The 17,506-nt window shown below is 65.0% G+C and carries 7 protein-coding genes; 3 read left to right on the top strand and 4 right to left on the bottom strand.

Annotation, left to right across the window (positions count from 1 at the left end; all coding sequences use genetic code 11):
- Nucleotides 1-615 precede the first annotated feature (615 nt).
- The 3 genes from ACE1OC_RS24000 to ACE1OC_RS23990 form a co-directional block, all read right to left on the bottom strand.
- Entirely contained in the window at nucleotides 616-1,380 is a 765-nt protein-coding gene (locus tag ACE1OC_RS24000; RefSeq protein ID WP_407838748.1) for a hypothetical protein, read from the bottom strand.
- Between the two features lies 1 nt (nucleotide 1,381).
- Entirely contained in the window at nucleotides 1,382-3,463 is a 2,082-nt protein-coding gene (locus ACE1OC_RS23995; protein ID WP_407838747.1) for a hypothetical protein, read from the bottom strand.
- Between the two features lie 113 nt (nucleotides 3,464-3,576).
- On the bottom strand, nucleotides 3,577-4,017 hold the full coding sequence (locus ACE1OC_RS23990; protein WP_407838746.1) for a hypothetical protein: 441 nt from the start codon (nucleotides 4,015-4,017) through the stop codon (nucleotides 3,577-3,579).
- Nucleotides 4,018-4,566: 549 nt separating this feature from the next.
- Between ACE1OC_RS23990 and ACE1OC_RS23985 the strand changes: the two genes are divergently transcribed.
- A complete protein-coding gene (locus tag ACE1OC_RS23985) occupies nucleotides 4,567-5,556 on the top strand; it encodes a beta-ketoacyl-[acyl-carrier-protein] synthase family protein (RefSeq protein ID WP_407838745.1) in 990 nt (329 codons plus the stop codon).
- Nucleotides 5,557-5,634: 78 nt separating this feature from the next.
- Entirely contained in the window at nucleotides 5,635-6,810 is a 1,176-nt protein-coding gene (locus ACE1OC_RS23980) for an acyltransferase family protein (RefSeq protein ID WP_407838744.1), read from the top strand.
- A gap of 68 nt (nucleotides 6,811-6,878) precedes the next feature.
- Here the strand turns inward: ACE1OC_RS23980 and ACE1OC_RS23975 are convergent, their stop codons facing one another.
- Nucleotides 6,879-10,793, bottom strand: coding sequence for an FG-GAP-like repeat-containing protein (locus ACE1OC_RS23975; RefSeq protein ID WP_407838743.1), 3,915 nt, complete (start codon nucleotides 10,791-10,793; stop codon nucleotides 6,879-6,881).
- A gap of 513 nt (nucleotides 10,794-11,306) precedes the next feature.
- On the opposite strand from ACE1OC_RS23975, the gene ACE1OC_RS23970 reads away from it, so the two are divergent.
- Nucleotides 11,307-17,498, top strand: coding sequence for an RHS repeat domain-containing protein (locus ACE1OC_RS23970; RefSeq protein WP_407838742.1), 6,192 nt, complete (start codon nucleotides 11,307-11,309; stop codon nucleotides 17,496-17,498).
- The last annotated feature ends 8 nt before the right edge of the window (nucleotides 17,499-17,506 follow it).

Below are 17,506 nucleotides of genomic sequence, written 5' to 3'. Positions count from 1 at the left end.
TTGGGGGCTCCGTACGCGATCGGCGTGACGGGCTCCAACGCCACCGCACCACCGGGAACACCGTTTGGACCCGCCGAACCTGAGCTGCCGGCCACAGGGCGGAGAGAGGGCTTTCCATCCCAGTTCACCCGTCCAAATGATCCACCCAGACGTCCCCTCAATCCCTATCGACCATTCGTGGAATTCACTCGGTGCTGTAATGAGGAGCGACATGCGGGGCCCGCACTAGGCGCTTCGAGGATTCCTACGGCCGCCGAGCACGGCCAACGGCCTCCGAGGCCGGAGAGGTCTCGGAGGCCGTCCTGCAGGTCTGGGGCTGGTCCTCCTTGTGGAGGCAGCGGTTATGGCCCGTCCGGCTTGATCGCAGAGGGTTGCTCCGCAGCGGTGTCCGCCCGCGGGACACCGTCCCTCCGGTGGCCTGCTGCCCGGTAATCGGCTTCGTCCGGATGGAGCCGTACCCGGGTCTGGCGCCAGGCCACATCGAAGGAAAGGTCCCCGCGGGAGGCCCGTACCGCCCGCCAGACGTGCCAGCTGGTCCGCGGCGACAGCAGCCACCGCCACAGCGTCGTACTCACGGGCACCACCAGCCGGACGCGATTAAGGCCAGCCGTCTGTTCACGGGCCACCTACCTGAGCCGGTTCGAGACTGCCGGCGAGTGCCTCCACGCGGTCTGCGTGGTCGTGGCGGTCCAAGGCGCGCATGCCTCCGGCCAGAATCGCGTGGATCATCACCTTCTGGGATGGCTCGGGAAAGGTACTGAGGAACTGGCGTACGACGTCGACCAGCGCATACTCCACACCGAGGTGCTCGACGGGCCGGTGCTCTGCCAGGCGCTGGGCCATCTTGGCGGTGTCTTCGGGCCTGGGTGCATTGGTCCAGTCACTGTCCTTTTCTTCGAGCCAGTGCGCGAGGAGCGTCGCAGGTTGTGAGAGACGCACGGCTAGCGCCTCGGCCCTCTGGCGGCGCAGTTCATCGGCGATGGTCTGCTGGCGCTGTGCCCCCAGAAGGGCCGATACGGCGGCGCGGTCTTCGGCGAGCAGCCCGACGGTGGCCTTCGCGGTGAACAGCAGGCGGGGAACAGCGGCGAGGGACCGTTCCCGTCCCAGCTCGGCCGCGCACACGTCCTGGACCGTGGCGAGGTCGAACGCATCACGGACCCGCAGGACGTCCGCCGCCGCATGCCGCAGTGTGTCCCGGATGCCGGCGATGGCCTGGACGGCGTCCATGTCGGCCGGCGGGTCACTGATCACAGTCGCGGTGATCACCACGTGGAAGCCGATCCCTTCGTGCCTGCTGGCCAGGCGCGCTTCGATGTGGGCGAGTTCGCTGTTCAGGCCCTTGCGGGAGGTACCAGGACGCCTGCTTTTGAACCACGCCATGTCACGACCCCGCGTAGCCGGAGCCGTGACTTTGCCAGGGCTGGAGCTGGGCCGGCATGCGAAGGGCCTTACGCAGCGAGACGACTGCCTCGTCGTAGGCGACTCCGGGTGCTCCGAACATGAGGTCGGAGATGGGCGAGCTACCCAGGTGGCGCTGGATGACCTCGTCAAGGATCTCCTTGACCATAGCCAGTTCGACATGTCCGTCGACGAAAGCGTGTGCCCAATTGTGGAGGACCTGGCGGGACTCGGCGTCGACCTTGGAGTTCCCAAGGGCGGCACTCCACCTGTCGATGAGCGCATCCTTGACGTCGGGGTGCTGCTCGGCCGAGGACAGCATGACCTGAAGGATCCAGGGGTCCTCCTGCGGGTCCACAAGCGCGAGGAAAGCGCGGTGGGCGGCCAGGTGGCGGCCTTCAGCAGACCATTTTCCCAGCGCCGTCCAGAACCGGGGCAGCTGGCCCCGGGCCCGGGCGGTCGTACGCAGGGCGGCCTCGGCAGTCTTGACGGCCTCGTCGTGGTCGGGGCGGCCCAGGACGTGCTTGAGGCGGACCAGCGCCTGGCTCGGATAGTGCTCGGCGAACTCTCCCTGGCAGACCAGAGCCACCACACGGGCCACCGACTCGGAGGACGTCTCCTGGGCCCAGTCCAGGAGTTTGGAACGGACCTGGGGTCCCAGAGCGGGGGCCTCGGCAGCCCGTGTGAGGACACGGGCGATCAGGTCGAGGTGCTCGTCCCTGCTGTCCTTCCCGATCCACTCCTTGATGGTGGTGATCGCCCTGAAGTCGTTCTCGGCGATCGCGAGTTCCACCAGCAGGTCACTGATCGTCCGCAGCCTGCCGGGGCCGGCCTCTGCGGTGACGAGCTGGTCGAGCCAGGCCAGCAGCGGCTTGTGGATGTCGGCCCGCTGGTGCCACAGGTGCACCAGTACCGCGCGGGCGTAGCCTGCCTTGTGGTCGAGGCTGACCTTGCGGCTCTCGACCTCGACCCCGACCTTGTTCAGGCGGCTCGTCAGGTCCGGGCCGGTGAGAATCTCCCTGACGCTCCCGACCTTGTCGTCCTTGAGGAGCGCGCGGGCCGCTTCCTGGACCGTGAGAGCGTCCTCGCCGTCGAGGAACAGAGCAGCGATCAGCAAGGCCCGGTCCTCGGGCTTGTCCTCCGTGGCCGTGAACACGTTCTTCACGTCCGTACGCCACTCCTGGAACGCCGACTTCGCCGTCTCCAACCCCTCGAGGGACTCCTCGACCGCGGCCAGTCTCGCGGCCAGCCGCACCGCATCCGCGGGAGTGGAACTCGCGCTCAGGAGCATCGCGGCCGGGCCGGGGCTGCCCACGATGGGCCGCTGCAGCCAGTCCGCGCAGACCGGCTTCCCGTACAGCGCCTTCAGGTGCGCGATGGCGATCTCGTGGGCGGACGGCCGGATCCGGGCGGTGACCAGCACACGGTCGAACGCACCGGACTGCTCGGCGGGCCACCCGTCCTCGTTGGCGATGACCACCAGGTACGAGCCGACCTCACGCAGCTTCTCGGCGTGCGCCAGAAGCTGTTTGGCCACGTCCCCCGGGGCCTTCCAGGCATCGATCTCAGACGCGACATCGAGGAGGTACCCGGTCGCCTCCGCCTTCGGCATGAGCTCGATGTCCGGGCTTTCGGGGCGCTCCCAGTCGGGGTGCACCTCCTGCAGGTCCAGCGGCTGCGCACCGTCGCGACGGCGTGCGTCGGACAGCTGCCACAGGGCACGGATGCCGGCGGTCCGCTTGCCCATGCCCGGCGCGCCCGCGACCACCGCGAGCGCCGGGCCCGGCCCGGCCATCAGCACCCTGGCGTCCTCGGCGGTGCTCACCCGCTCGTGCTGGTGCCCCGTACCCACCCAGGCCAGGCCGACTGCTTCGACCTCTGCGGACGGGATGGGCGTCACCGTCAGCGGGGGCTTGCTGTGCATCGTCACGTCGCGGCCGGCGATGACGATCTGAGAGTTCTTGTTGTCGCTGACCTCGACTCCGACCGGTTTCGCCTCGGCGGCAGGGTCAGGGTCCGGCTCGGCGGCCGGATCCTGCAACTCGGCCGCTGGCGGCTTGAGCACGGCAGGCGGCGGCGAGCCGAAGGAAGGCACCGCGGACGGCGAGTTCCCGGGCGCGGACGGCGTCCCGAGCCTCTGCGGTTCTCCCGGAAACCCGGCGCGGTGGTTGTCCTCGGTCACTGCTGGGCCTCCGGCCGGTAGTGGAGGGTGTTCCCGGTGATGGAGCCGCCCGAGACGACGATCTGGCTGTTGGTGTTGCCCCGCACGCTCAGCCGGCTGCCCTCTACCGGCCCGGACACCCCGGTGGTCTTCTCGATCAGGGCCTGGAACTCGGCGGCAGCCTCCGGCTGGCTCCGCAAGAACGCCTCCAGCTGGATCCCCAGCGTGGTCCGCAGGGCGTTCTCCGCTGCCGGCTGGTGCGCATCATCGGTGCGGCTCAGCAGCTCGTAGCCCGCATCGAGCTGGAGCACCTGCCCCGCCGCACCTTCCTCGTCCCTGCTGCCGAAGAACCGGGCCACAGCATCACGCACGCCCTGCCACGTGGACCTCGCCATCTCCGCGACCAGCGCCGCAGCCCCCATCGCCGCCAGATCCCCCGCACTCATGAGCTCGGACATACTCTCCCCCTGATAACTCAGTCGTGGATTTAATGGCCCAGAGTGCGATCCCTCCCCTTTCCCTGCAATCAGAATTGCAGTGTCGTCCGAAAAACAATGACGAAGTCACCGAGGGATTCAAGCCGAACCCAGGGAACAAGCACCTATAGATGATCAAGGAACGGGCAGATGACCCAGGTCAGCTGTTCGCCAAACAGGGGATTCCCGGCCGCAGGTGAAGACGAAAAGGGTTGGCCGGAACAACTTCCCGACCGGCGACCTCTGGCCAACGGATGCCTGTAGCAGACCCGCCTGCGCAATCGAAATAGTTGGCTATTCTCCGCGTGTCATCGCATCAGACCGAATTTACGGAGGCACATTTCTTCCCTTCGTAGTCACCGGGAGGGCCCCGGAGCGGGCCGTACGCCAAGGCGATTCAGGGCCAAAGCCCCGCCGCCCCGACTCGGCGCACGGGCACCGTGGAGGTACCTGCGGCTGTCGCATGAGCGGCAGATGTGGAGCGGTCGGGGCGCACGGTCCCCGATCGGTACCTTCGGGAGGACCGTCCCCATGGCCGACACCCCCGACGCCCCGCGCCCCCGCAGGCGAGTGCTCGTCACCGGCATCGGCATGATCACGCCGCTCGGCGGCGACACCGCCTCCTTCTGGCTCCGCTTCCTCACCGGCCGTAGCGCCATCCGTGAACTCGACGACAGGTTCGCCGACCTGCCCGTACGCATCGGCGCGCCCGCCGCCATCGAGCCTGCCGACTGTCTGCCCCGCGCCCAGGCCCGCACCATGAACCGGGGGTCCCAGTTCGCTGTCCTCGCGGCCTGCGAGGCATGGGCCGACGCGGGCCTGGACACTCCCGTCGTCGATCCTCACCCGGCCGGTCTCAGCGTCGGCACGATCATCGACGGGGCCCCCGCCCTCGTCGACGCCTCCCACCAGCTCCGCGACAAAGACCCCCGCCACGTTTCCCCTCACGCGAGCCCGATGACGGTCCCCAACGGAGCGGTCGCCCGCATCGCCATCGACCTCGACACCCGCGGCGAGGCACGCACCATCGTCTCCGCGTGCGCTTCGGGCACCGAGGCCACCGATCGGATCCGGGCCGGCCACATCGACGTCGCGGTCGGCGGCGGCACCGAGGCCGTCATCCACCCCACCGTGATGGCCGCGTTCGCCTCCCTTCGCGCCCTCGCCCGCGGCACCAGAAGTCCCGCGCACGCCTCCAAGCCGTTCGACGAACACCGCGACGGCTTCGTCCTGGGCGAAGGCGCCGCCTTCCTCATCCTCGAAGCCGAGGAACACGCCCGAGCCCGCGGCGCCCGCACCTACTGCGAAATCGCCGGCTGGGGCCTGTCCGCGGACGCTCAGGGCATCGATGCAGCTCAGGCGCCTACCGACGGCGCTGCAGGAAACTCCTCGCAGAGCCTGCGACTGTCACTTCGACTCGCCTCCCCTACACAGCCATTCCTCCGCCTTTACGAGACCCCCCGCCGACGCGGGGGCAGCGGCTTCGACGCGAGATCGTCCTCGTTAGCGGGTCGAGCGTGAGTTGCGGTCTGTCGGCATAGGAGTCCAGCCGAGCTTCGGCTTCGTTGCAGACGGCAGGTTCTTAGTAGCATCTTTAAGATGTTGCCCCCCCTCATATCCAGCCCGGCTCCCGAGGCTGATACCGCGCCCGCGCCTACGCCCGCGCCGGCCGCCCGGAAGCGTCCGAGGCTGGCCGCATTGGACGGGCTGCGCCTGATAGCCGCGCTCATGGTGGTCTTCCACCACTACGTTGGGTATGGGGGAGGCGCCACAGCTTCCGAGAACGCCTGGGCCAAGCCGGTAGACGTGGTCTTCCCCACAGCCTCCTGGCTGGGCTCGTACACGTGGACCGGGGTCGAGCTCTTCTTCATCATCAGCGGCTTCGTGATCTGTATGAGCAGCTGGGGCCGTAGTCTGGGCGACTTCTTCACGTCCCGCGTCGTGCGGCTCTATCCCGCGTACTGGTTCGCCGTCCTGGCCACCACGACGGTGGTCACTCTCTGGCCGGTCGTCGTACAGCCACTGGGCGCGAAGGACGTGCTCCTCAACCTCACCATGCTCCAGGAAGCCTTCAAGGTCAGCTCGGTCGATGCCGTGTACTGGACCCTCTGGGTCGAGATCCGCTTCTACCTGCTGTTCGCCCTGGTGGTGTGGAAGGGTGTCACCTACCGCCGGGTGATCCTCTTCTGCGTACTGTGGACCGTCGCCTGCGTACTGGTCACCGCCGGGCGGGCGCCGCTGGCCAACTACATCCTCATGCCCGAGTACTCGCCGTACTTCATCGCCGGCGTGGCGATGTACCTCATGTACCGCTTCAAGCCGACCCTGCTGCTCTGGGGCATCGTCGCGATCTCGTGGCTCTTCTCGGTCCGCCAGGTCACCCTCTACAGCGACGGCCTGGCCGCCAGCCTCGGCCGGAATATGGATGCTAAGCCCGCCATCGCGCTGATGACCCTCGGCTATCTGGTGATGCTCGCGCTCGCGCTCGGCAAGCTCTCCTGGATCCGCGGCAAGTGGCTCACCGTGGCTGGCGCCACCACGTATCCGCTCTACCTCCTCCACGAGCACATCGGCTGGACCGGAATCCGCCTGCTCCGCCACGACCTCTCCCCCTGGGCGCTGGTCGCCGTGATGACTGTGGGCATGCTCGCCGCCGCCTGGCTGGTCCACCGCTTCGTTGAACGCCCCCTTGCCGCCATCCTGAAGCGCAGCCTTACCCGAGGTCTCGAGCCCCTACGCCGCTCCTCCAGCACAGGAACGGGAACGGGCGCTTAGGGCAAAGAAGAGGGCACGCGAGTGAGGGGAGAGTCCGTACCGGACTCTCCCCTCACTGCGGTCTGGGGTCAGAGGATGATGTCGTAGCCGTTCCAACCGGTACCGATCAAGGTGCGACCGGCGGGGAGGAAGTCGTAGAGCTCACCGCTACGGGTCACGCCGACCTGCTCCGATGAGCCATCACTGTTGAGGTCGCTGGCGTACGGCGTCCAATCGGCGTTGGGCCAGCCAATGCCGACCACGCTCGGGTTACCGAGGCTCACTGATCCCTTACTCGTGTTCGGGTAGAGGTACAGATCGCCCGTACTGCGGTGCGCCAAGATGTCGACCTTGTAGTCGTTGTTGAGATCGGCGAATCGGAGGGTGGACCAGTCGGCGGACGACCAGCCGACGCCGATCGAGATCCGACCACCGAGCGACTGGGTCCCCGTGCCGCCTACATGCGGATAGAGCCACAGGCCGCCGCCGCTGTCCCGGCCGATGACGTCGGTCCGGCCGTCACCGTTGATGTCTCCAAAACCCAGGTCATAGATATTCCAGCCGCTGCCGATCAATACAGGGTTGGTGAGGGTGTTGGTTCCAGCCTTACCGGTACCCGGATACAGGTGTAGTTCACCGTGGAGGTTGCGCGCGATTACGTCGGTGTGGCCGTCATTGTTGAAGTCCGCGTTGTAGATGTTCGTCCAGTAGTCACGCTGCCAACCATGCCCGGCGGAGTACCGCGCGCCGAGAGTGCTCGTGCCTGTACCACCGGTGCCCGGATAGACCCAGAGAACACCGTGGACATCGCGAACGATGACGTCGGTGAAGCCGTCAGCGTTGTAATCGGGCCGGCCCTGACTTCCGCTGGTCCATAGGCTCTGCCCGGAGGCGTTGTAGAGGACAAGCACACCGCGGGGGTGGAGCACGGCGTAGGAGTAAGGGGTGGCTGTCTTACTGCTCCACAGGGCAGTGGTGCCGTCGGCCTTGTAGACGACGAGGTTGCCGTCGTTCTGCATCCGAGCCAGGGCACCCTGGTTGCCGTTGGTCCCGGTGGCCCAGACGGCTTTGCCCTTCGCGTACAGCACTAGGTTTCCGTCGGCCTGCATGACCAGCTTGGAGTTGCCGGAGACAAACTCCTTACCGGAAGACAACGTGGTACCCGCCGGGATCTTCGCACCGGGTACACCGTCGATCTGGAAGCGGGCCGAGAAAGAAGTGACAGTACCGCCTGAGGCCACACCGCCCCAGCCGACCACGGTGTTATCAGACTGCCGCGCCCACAAGTCAGCCACGCCGTCACCGGTGATGTCTCCGGCCGAGCCCAGGGACGGATAGCCGGCCTGAGTCACACCTGAGCCGACCTTGGTGCGGGTCTGTGTGCCCCAGGTAGCAAGGTCGACAATCTTGTTATCCGTGCTCTTCTTGCCGTAGCTGCGCAGAATATCGCCACTGGCGTTGTCACGTAGCCACAAGTCCGGAACGCTGTCGCCGTTGAGGTCACCAGGAGCGACGACGGTGTACTTGTCCCAGTCGGTGCCCCCCACGAGGACCGGCGCGCCATGCATGTCAAGGCGGTGATTGCGTTCACCGTAGTAGGCCCAAAGGCGGTTGCCCTGCTTGACCAACAGGTCGGATCGACCATCGCCGTTGAGGTCGCCCGGATCAACGATCTGGGAGGCTCCTTGCCAGTGGTCGTCTACCTCGAAGCAGCCTTCGTCCACGTTGACTTCAGCGCAGCGCACCCTAACCTGCGTACGCTCCCCTGCTTGGACGTATCCGAGGCCGTTGTTGCGGTAGGAATACAGCTTGTCGATCTTGTCGATGGAATCGGCCTCCAGGGTGAGAAGGTCGTTGTAGCCGTCCTGCCCCCAGTCGCCGGAGCTGATTGCGGCCCGCGCCGCGGTGAGGCTGATTCCGCTGTTGGTCACTGCAGAGAACTTGGAGTTGCCCTGCCCGGCGTAGGTGAGGAGGCTACCGAAGAGGTCTTTGTTCCAGATGTCCGGGAGCCCGTCGCCGTTGACGTCGCCCAACTCATCGCGCACGTTGGACCGACCCGCATAGAAGAGATAGGCAGTGGTGTCCGAGCGGTTGCCGGCTGCGTCCTGGCTGAAGGCGTAGACGAAGTGCGGGCCGGTGCCAGGCGGCGTGAGCTCCATGGTCAGCGGCGCAGCGGCGGCGACAGTGGCGCTCTTCACCTCGGGGTTCCAGTCGGTGTAGTAGCCGTACCAGACGACGTCCTTGATGCCGTTGGCTGAAATCGTGAACGATCCGGGGGTACGGGCCTTGCCTGTCACGGCAGGCCACCCCCCCTTACCGTCGGGGAAAGCGGCGGAGATGACCTTGGGCGCCTTGGCCGGCCTGGTCCGGTCCACAGTGAACTTGCAGGTCTGGGACCAGGCCGAGGTCACGTTCTCCTGGTCCTTGGCTCGAACCCTCCACGTGTAGCTGCCGCTGGGCAGGCTGGCATCGGGGACAAGCCAGGTGGCGACCCGGCCGTTGTTGGCAGGGAGGCTCTGGGTGAGCAGGGGGGCACTCTGACCAGCCTTGAACAATTCGTACTCGGCAGACAGATTGCCGCCGTCACGGTCAGAGATCATTGAGTAAACACTGACCGTCGTATTACCAACCACCCCTCCCTGAACGCAGGGCACCGACGGTGACGTCCCCAGACGGGACGGGGTGTCCGGCGGGTTGTTGTACTCCGTCTCCAGGGTGATCGTCTTGGGGTCGAAACGCTTCCATTGGTACTCGTCGGCCTCGTTGCTCGCCTTCAAGCCCAAGGTCACACTCGACCAGCCCTTGGACGCCGCTTCCTTCGTGGCCTCGGTAGCGTTGAACTCAAGGTTTCCGGCGGCGCATTCGGGCCGGCCCTTGGCGTCCGTGACAGTGTCGAGCCAGCGGCCTTGGCTGGGCCGCTTCTCCCACGTGGTCTGCGGCGAGATCGGCCCGGTGCTCCACAGTTCCACCGGAGTCTTGGTGCAGGACCAGGCCCAGGTCTCCCTGACACGGAACGTCGACTTGGATACCCGGGCGCCCTTGATGTTGGCGGTGTCGAGCTGGAAATAGGAACGGGAGAGACCGTTCGTCTTGGTCTCGAAGCCGACCCGAACATCCTCCTTCGTGTTCCAGTACGAGTTGGTGGGCCAGCTGCGGTAAGCCCACGCCCAGTTCTGCCGCTCACCCCAGGCGACCGAGGGGTCGATGTAGACGGGGTACGTCGTCGCGGCGCCCTTCAGTAGGGCCTGATCCGGTTTGATTTCGAGGCTGCCGTCTACCACGGCCGTGGGCATCTGGGCGTCCTTCGCCCCTGACGGAGCAATGAACGCGTCCGAGGGAGCCTCGCCGCCCTCGGCCGCGAGGGGCAAAGGCGCCGCTGCGGCAGCCGGGGCCACCGTTCCCGTCGTGGTGGAGTCCCACATCATCGGGGTGGAGGCGGTGAAGACCCTCTGCCCGACCGGGTTGGTCGCGCTGATCAAGCCGGTCGTCGGGTCAGTGGATACGTTCAGGCCGACGGTGTCCAGCTTGAACTTCAGCGTGGTCAGGTCAGGGTGCTGCGCCGCAGCGGCGGTCTTGACGACCAGTAGTTGCGAGAAGCCTTCGACTTCTGCCTTCAGCTGCAGATCCACGTCGGGCAGGACGTTCGCGTAGGTCGCCACATTCCCGGCAAGCGTCGGCTTCGGTAGCGCCTTCGGCCAGGTCAGCGACAGCGTCCGGCCATCCCGCACACCGGTCAGGAGGGGGCCTGTACCACCGCCGGAGAAGGTGACCTGTACCGCCGATGCCTTCGATGTGACTTTTCCATCGGTACCAACCACCAGCGTCGGGTCGGTACCGACCCACACACCGGCGCGTAGAACACGGACCGTTGTCCCGTGCTGCTTGACCGACCACTTGCCCGTCGGAAGCGCCCACGTGTCAGAAGTCTCGGTCCGCGCAGACGCCAGCTCATACGGCTGACCCGTTGCCTTGGCTTGGGCAAGCGCGAAATCCTCGGCGGTCATCGAGCCTTCCGCCACGGGATCGCTAGCTGCGACAGCGGCCCTGCCCGGAGGCAGCAGACTCAATCCGGCGGCAGCTATCGCACCCACCAAAGCCATGGAAATTATTCGATGAATCCCCCGCCCACCCGGCTTTCCGGATAGGACATCACTTCTCGTCACGCAAACTCCAAGTGTCTGATACTCGCGAAGACTCTACTCGGATCACCGAGAATAGGACACCCCTGACCTGCGCATTTATATCGATCTTAACCGAATCATCCCATTCGTTCCACAAGATCCACTTTGCAATAGTTAGCGATATCGACCCTCCAATTCAAGCCAATGGCCGAGTGTCAGATGTGCGAATTGGGCCTGTTAGTCTGCGCCGGTAAATTCCAAAGTTAGGTGGGGTGGGGTGTGAGAAGATCTCGCGGGCGATGGCTTTCTGCTGCACTGGCTGCAGCCGTCCTCTCAGGCATGCTGCCGGGGGCTGTAGCCGTAGCAGCCAGCAAAGACCGGCCGCTGCTGCCAGAGTTGAAGCAGCCGAATCCGGTGCCGGTTTCACCGGTCCGTACGGGTGGTTCCAGTAAGGCCGATGACAAGGCCGCGACTCCATGGAAAGCGCCGAAGGTCGTCTGGCCGACGGCAGGTTCGGCGGAGGTGGACCTCACCTCAGGTGCGGTCTCGAAGTCATTCCGCTCCCGTGCAACGCAGGGGCCGGCCGTCGGAGCAGAGGGACAGCGGGCCGGCAAGCTTCCGGTCTCGGTGTATCCCGCCCCAGGCAGGGCCAGTGCAGCCCCATCGAAGGTGCAGGTCACCGTGGCCGGCCAGGACGCGGCTCGTAAAGCTGGCGTTGACGGAGTACTGCTGTCCGTTGCCCGCTCAGACGGCAACGGACAGGTCGGCACCGCGGAGGTGGAGTTGGACTACAACTCCTTCCGCGGTGCCTACGGCGGCGACTATGCCTCTCGGCTGCATCTGGTAGAGCTTCCGGCATGTGCATTGACCACGCCGGAGCTTTCGGAGTGCCGAGCGCAGAAGTCTCTTGAGACCAGAAACGACACCAGGTCGGGCAAACTCTCGGCTCAGGTGGACACCCTGGGTGCAACCTTTCAGTCCAAGCCGGAAGGCGTAAAGGCCCAATCGGGCCCAGCTTCGGTGGGCGGCGCAACCGTCTTGGGCGCGACGGCGGACACAGCCGGCCCCACCGGCGACTACAAGGCAACCTCACTCCAGCCTTCGGGGTCATGGAGCGGCGGTGGGGCGTCCGGTTCATTCAACTGGTCTTACCCCATCGATATACCTAGCGTGCCGGGCAACACCAAACCGGGTATCGCCCTGAGCTACAGCTCCCAGGCAGTCGACGGCCTCACCGCAGCCTCGAACACCCAGCCCTCCTGGCTCGGTGACGGCTGGTCGTACGAGCCCGGCTTCATCGAGCGTCGATACAAGGCATGCAACGACGACAAGGTCGGTGCCACCAACACCACTAAAGTCGGTGACCAATGCTGGTACAACGACAACGCCACGCTGCATCTCGGCGGTAAGTCAACAGAACTCGTCTACCAAACAGGCAAGGGCTGGCACGCTGAGGACAACGGCGCCGAGAAGATCGAGAAGCTTACAGGTGCATCCAACGGCGATCAGGGCACGGCTACTGTCGACGGTGTCGGTGAGCACTGGAAGGTCACTACGCCTGACGGTACGCAATACTTCTTCGGCCTGAACCGGCTGCCGGGCTGGAAGGACAACGGCACAGCCGCTGACGATCCGGTCACCAACTCAACCTGGACTGTTCCGGTGTTCGGCAATCAGTCCGGTGAGCCCTGCTACAACGCGAACTTCGCCAGCGGTTGGTGTCAGCAGGCATGGCGGTGGCAGCTCGACTACGTCGTCGCACCCGGTGCCAGCGCCATGGCGTACTACTGGAAGACCGAGGGAAACAACTACGGTCGCAACGTCTCTGAGAGCACGGGCAAATCTACGGTCACCCCGTACATCCGGGGCGGCTGGCTCGACCACATCGACTACGGCTTGAGGCCGGACGCGGTCTATACCGGCAAGGCCATGGGCCAGGTCACGTTCGGAGTCTCTGAACGCTGCCTAACCAACTGCGGCACCTTCGACGAGATCAACGCGAAGAACTGGCCCGACAGTCCCTTCGACCTCCACTGTAAGAATGGCTCGGCCGAGTGCAAGGACCAGTACTCCCCGAGCTTCTGGTCCCGTAAACGGCTCACCAAAATCACTACCAAGCTGCTGAGCGACGGGTCGTACAAGGATGTCGACTCCTGGGCCTTGAACCAGGACTTCCTGCCTTCTGGTGACGGCATCTCCACGCCCATGTGGCTGATGTCGATCCAACGCACAGGCCTGGTGGGCGGGTCGCTGGACACTCCCCCCGTGACATTCGAAGGTGAGCAGAAGGCGAACCGAGTCGACAAGACAGGCGACGGCCTCGCAGCGTTCATCCGCCTGCGGCTTTACAAGATCACCACGGAGACGGGCGGCACCATCGGTGCCACCTACTCACAGCCGGATTGCACCGCTACCACGTTGCCGCCGGCCGACGGCTCGAACAAGACGCGCTGCTTCCCAGTGAAGTGGGCGTACGAAGGTGACACCGCGAAGCTCGACTGGTTCAACACCTACGTCGTCAACCAGGTCGTCGAGGGCGATAATCTGGTCGAATCCCCGGACAAGGTGACCTCGTACTCTTACCTTGACGGCGCCGCGTGGGCAAAGAGCACCGACGAGTTCACCAAGGCCGAGGACCGCGTCCACTCTGTCGCCCGTGGCTACGGGCGAGTACAGACTCGTACCGGCGCCGCTAGCGACCCGAGGACCCTGAACGAGACCCGCTATTTCCGCGGCTTGGACGGCCAGGAGGTCAAGGACTCCGCGGGCATCGCCGTAACCGACCGCGAACAGTTCGCGGGCATGTCCCGGGAAACCTCGACGTACAACGGCGACGACACCACGAAGCTCGTCACCTCTACCTCCTACACCCCGTGGCGCTCGGATGATGCCATAGCCACGCGTATCCGCACAGGCCTTCCTGCCCTGGTCTCATACCAGACCGGCACAAAACTGGAGTCAGCCCGGACCCCGGTCACGGGCGGCACTCGCACTGTCGAGGTTCTCCGGACCTTCGACGCCTACGGCATGGTCGCCACCGAGTCTTCTACCGGCGACAAGGACAAGACCGGCGATGAGACATGCACAACCACGAGCTATGCGCGCAACGACACAACGGGGATCCTGAACAAGGTCAGCCGAGTCAAGACCGTTGCCGTGAACTGTGGTTCGGCGTGGAGCCATCCCGTTGATGTTGTCGATGAGACCCGCACCTTCTACGACAATGGCACCCTGGGCACGGTTCCCGGCCAGGGTCTGCCAACCAAAACCGAGCGGATCAATGGGAAGGGCGACGGCTACGACGTCCGCACCACGATCCCCAGCATCTGCGGTGCAGACAGCAAGCAGCTCTGCGTTGACGCCCACGGCCGGGTCCTGAAGACTTCCGACGCCTACGGCAAGATCACGACGACGGCATTTACTCCCGCCACGGGCGAGGTCCCGACGAGCATGGTCGTCACGAACCCTCTCGGCCACGTCGTGACCAGTACTCTGGAACCGCTGCGCAGTCAGACAGTCCGACTCACTGATGCGAACAGCAAGATCTCGACGACGTCGTACGACGCTCTTGGACGGGTCACCAAGGTCTGGCTGCCGGCCCGATCAGCAGTCACGTACCCCGACTCGCCGAACTACGTTTTCGACTACCTGGTCCGCAACAACGGCCCGATCATCACGACAACCAAGGTCCTGACTCACGACTCCAAATACAAGGCGGCGTATGCCTTCGCTGACGGACTCCTGCGCCCGCGACAGACACAGGAACCCTCTCAAGACGGGGCTGGTCGGATCGTCTCCGAGACGTTCTACAACACACGTGGACAAGCGTGGCGCACCTCCGGTTCATACTTCGCGACTGGCGCCGCCGAACCCGTCCTGGTCACCGGCCAGGAGCTCAAGTACCCGGCGTCCGCGGATACTGCGTACGACGGAGCCGGCCGGGTCACAGCCGTCATCGCCAAGAAATTCGGTAGCGAGACCAAGCGCACCACCACCAGTTACACAGGTGACAGCACTACGGTGATTCCCCCGCAGGGTGGCACCGCGACCACCGCGGTCGTGGATGCTCTGGGCCGTACCGTTGAACAGAGGCAGTACACCAACGAGGCCCGGACCTTTTCGCAGTCCACCTTCTACGCCTACAACAAGGTGGGCAAGCTGTCGCAGGTGACTGACCCGTCCGGCGCGAAGTGGACGTACACCTACGACATCCGGGGTCGCCAGGTTCAGGTCGACGACCCCGACGAGGGGACCACCAAGTCCGTCTTCGACAAGGGCGACCGGATCACGGACATCACGGATGCCCGGCAGGTCAGCCTGCACTCGGACTATGACGAGCTGGGTCGGCGAACCGCCTTGAAGAGCGGCACGACCGCCCTCGCGACCTGGGAGTTCGACACCGTCGCCAAGGGCCAGCCGTCCAAGTCCACACGCTGGGTGAACGGCAAGGGGTACGAGAGCTCGATCACCTCGTATAACAGTCGTTACCAGCCGGTCGGCCAGCAGGTAACCATCCCGGACAGCGAAGGGGCACTTGCCGGTACGTACAAGTGGATCAACTCCTATAACCCCAACACCGGCCAGGTGATGTGGGTACGGCACCCCGCGATGGGCGGACTGTCACAGGAGGAGATCACCAACACGTACAAAGCCGAGTCTGGGCTCCTCGACACGGTCAGCGCGGGCGTGGACCCGATCATCTCGGCGAACACCTATGACCACTACGGTCGTAACATACGCCAGGAGCTCGGCGAGTTCGCCCAGCATATTTGGGTCAGCAAGGAGTACGACGAGCACAGCGGCGCTCTGAAGCGGAGCTACATCGACCGCGAGGTTGCCCCGCAGCGGGTCGAGGATTCCACGTACTCGTACGACGCGCTCGGCAACATCACCTCCATCGCCTCCGGCTTCGGGCAGGGAACGGCCCGGACCACCGACACCCAGTGCTTCGCCCTCGACGAGCTGCGTCGGATCACGGAGGCATGGACCAACACGGGAAGCGCCTGCGCTTCCAATCCCTCAGGCACCGCGGTGGGCGGCCAGGATGCGTACTGGACGACGTACACCTACGACGCCGTCGGCAACCGCAAGACCGAGACCAAGCACAAGACGCCCTCAGGGCCTTCGGCGGATACCACCCGCAGCTACGCCGACCCGACCTTGGGCAAGCACAACCTATCCAAGGTCACACAGACTGGGACCAGCCCCCGTGACGAGGTGTTCACCTACGACGCGGCAGGCAATATCAGAACCCGCAAGATCGGGTCGGCCGCCACGCAGACCCTGAACTGGGACGATGAAGGCCATCTTTCCTCAGTCGTCCAGGGCACCAACAACAACTCCTACCTCTACGACGCCGCCGGCCAGCGGCTGATTCGCAAGGACTCCACGGGTACCACACTCACTCTGCCGGGCGGCAACGAGCTCAAGCTCGACAAGGCTGGCACCACCGTTACCGGGACCCGCTACTACTCAGTCGCCGGCCAGGCGGTTGCAATGCGCACCAGTGGCAAGCTGACCTTCTTGCTCAGCGACCACCACGGCACAGGCACCACCCAGGTGTCGGCCGACGCCACGCAGACGGTAACCCGGCGCAAGACAGGCATCTTCGGTGAAGAGCGCGGCGCTCAGCCGACCGGCTGGGCCGGGGACAAGGGATTCGTCGGCGGCACCAAGGACACCGGCACCGGCCTGACCCATCTTGGTGCCCGCGAGTACGACCCGGCCATTGGCCGTTTCATCTCCGTCGACCCACTGATGGACCTGGCCAACCCGCAGCAGACACACGGGTACACCTATTCCAACAACAACCCGGTCGCGCTTTCGGACCCGTCCGGTCTCAAGCCCATCGAGTGCATCGAGCACGGCATCACCTGCTCGTACGAGGGTGGGGGTAGCTGGAACGTCGAGGAGCTGGACCCCTCTCGTGAACCCAACGGGTACACGAAGAAGTACGCCAAGGTGGACCACGAGCAGCGAAACGGACACTGGTCGAAGAAGACCCGCGACAACACTCGGAAGAAGCGGCTGGCATACCTCGCAGACAGTGACGAAGTCGATGTGATCATCAAGCTTCAGCAGAAGGAATGCGCCAAGTTGCGCGGGCTTGGCAGAGCCGCCTGCGGCCTCATCACCCAGTCGCAGCGCGAGATGCACGCGGAGACAATCTTCGGCGACGCTCTCGACCGGATCGACGAGGGCTGGAAAGACGGCGGCGAGGCTGCCTTCACTGAGGATGAGTTCAACCTCGCACTTCAACTGGCACGGGATGAGCACACGGTGACGTCCCGTGGGGAGGACATCCCTGCTCCAGGGGCCGAGGGCAACAAGAGGTTCGATGCCTGGGTCGACGGCATCCGCTCAGAGTTCAAGATCCTTTCGACGGACAAGCCGAGAAATGTGAGGGATCAGCTGTCCGACGCGAACAAGAAGGGCGCAGACGCCCTCTACATCAAGCTGAAGAATATCGATGTGGACGACGCCAAGGAGATCGTCAACGAGTGGGCCTCAGATAGCCGACGAACGGTCAACCTAACCTCGATCTATGTTGTGCACGAAGACGGAATTGAACCGATCCACTTCCGTTAGAGCAAGGA

It is taken from the genome of Streptomyces stoeckheimensis, assembly GCF_045822005.1.
Lineage (GTDB): Bacteria > Actinomycetota > Actinomycetes > Streptomycetales > Streptomycetaceae > Streptomyces > Streptomyces stoeckheimensis.
The sequence above is the reverse complement of the archived record's forward strand: the minus strand, read 5'-3'. Positions and strand labels throughout refer to the sequence as shown.

What these genes read in the sequence shown, in the direction of transcription:
- ACE1OC_RS24000 (WP_407838748.1), bottom strand. Translation starts at nt 1,380, where the DNA reads ATGGCGTGGTTCAAAAGCAGGCGTCCTGGTACCTCCCGCAAGGGCCTG.
- ACE1OC_RS23990 (WP_407838746.1), bottom strand. Translation starts at nt 4,017, where the DNA reads ATGTCCGAGCTCATGAGTGCGGGGGATCTGGCGGCGATGGGGGCTGCG.
- ACE1OC_RS23985 (WP_407838745.1), top strand. Translation starts at nt 4,567, where the DNA reads ATGGCCGACACCCCCGACGCCCCGCGCCCCCGCAGGCGAGTGCTCGTC.
- ACE1OC_RS23975 (WP_407838743.1), bottom strand. Translation starts at nt 10,793, where the DNA reads ATGACCGCCGAGGATTTCGCGCTTGCCCAAGCCAAGGCAACGGGTCAG.
- ACE1OC_RS23980 (WP_407838744.1), top strand. Translation starts at nt 5,635, where the DNA reads ATGTTGCCCCCCCTCATATCCAGCCCGGCTCCCGAGGCTGATACCGCG.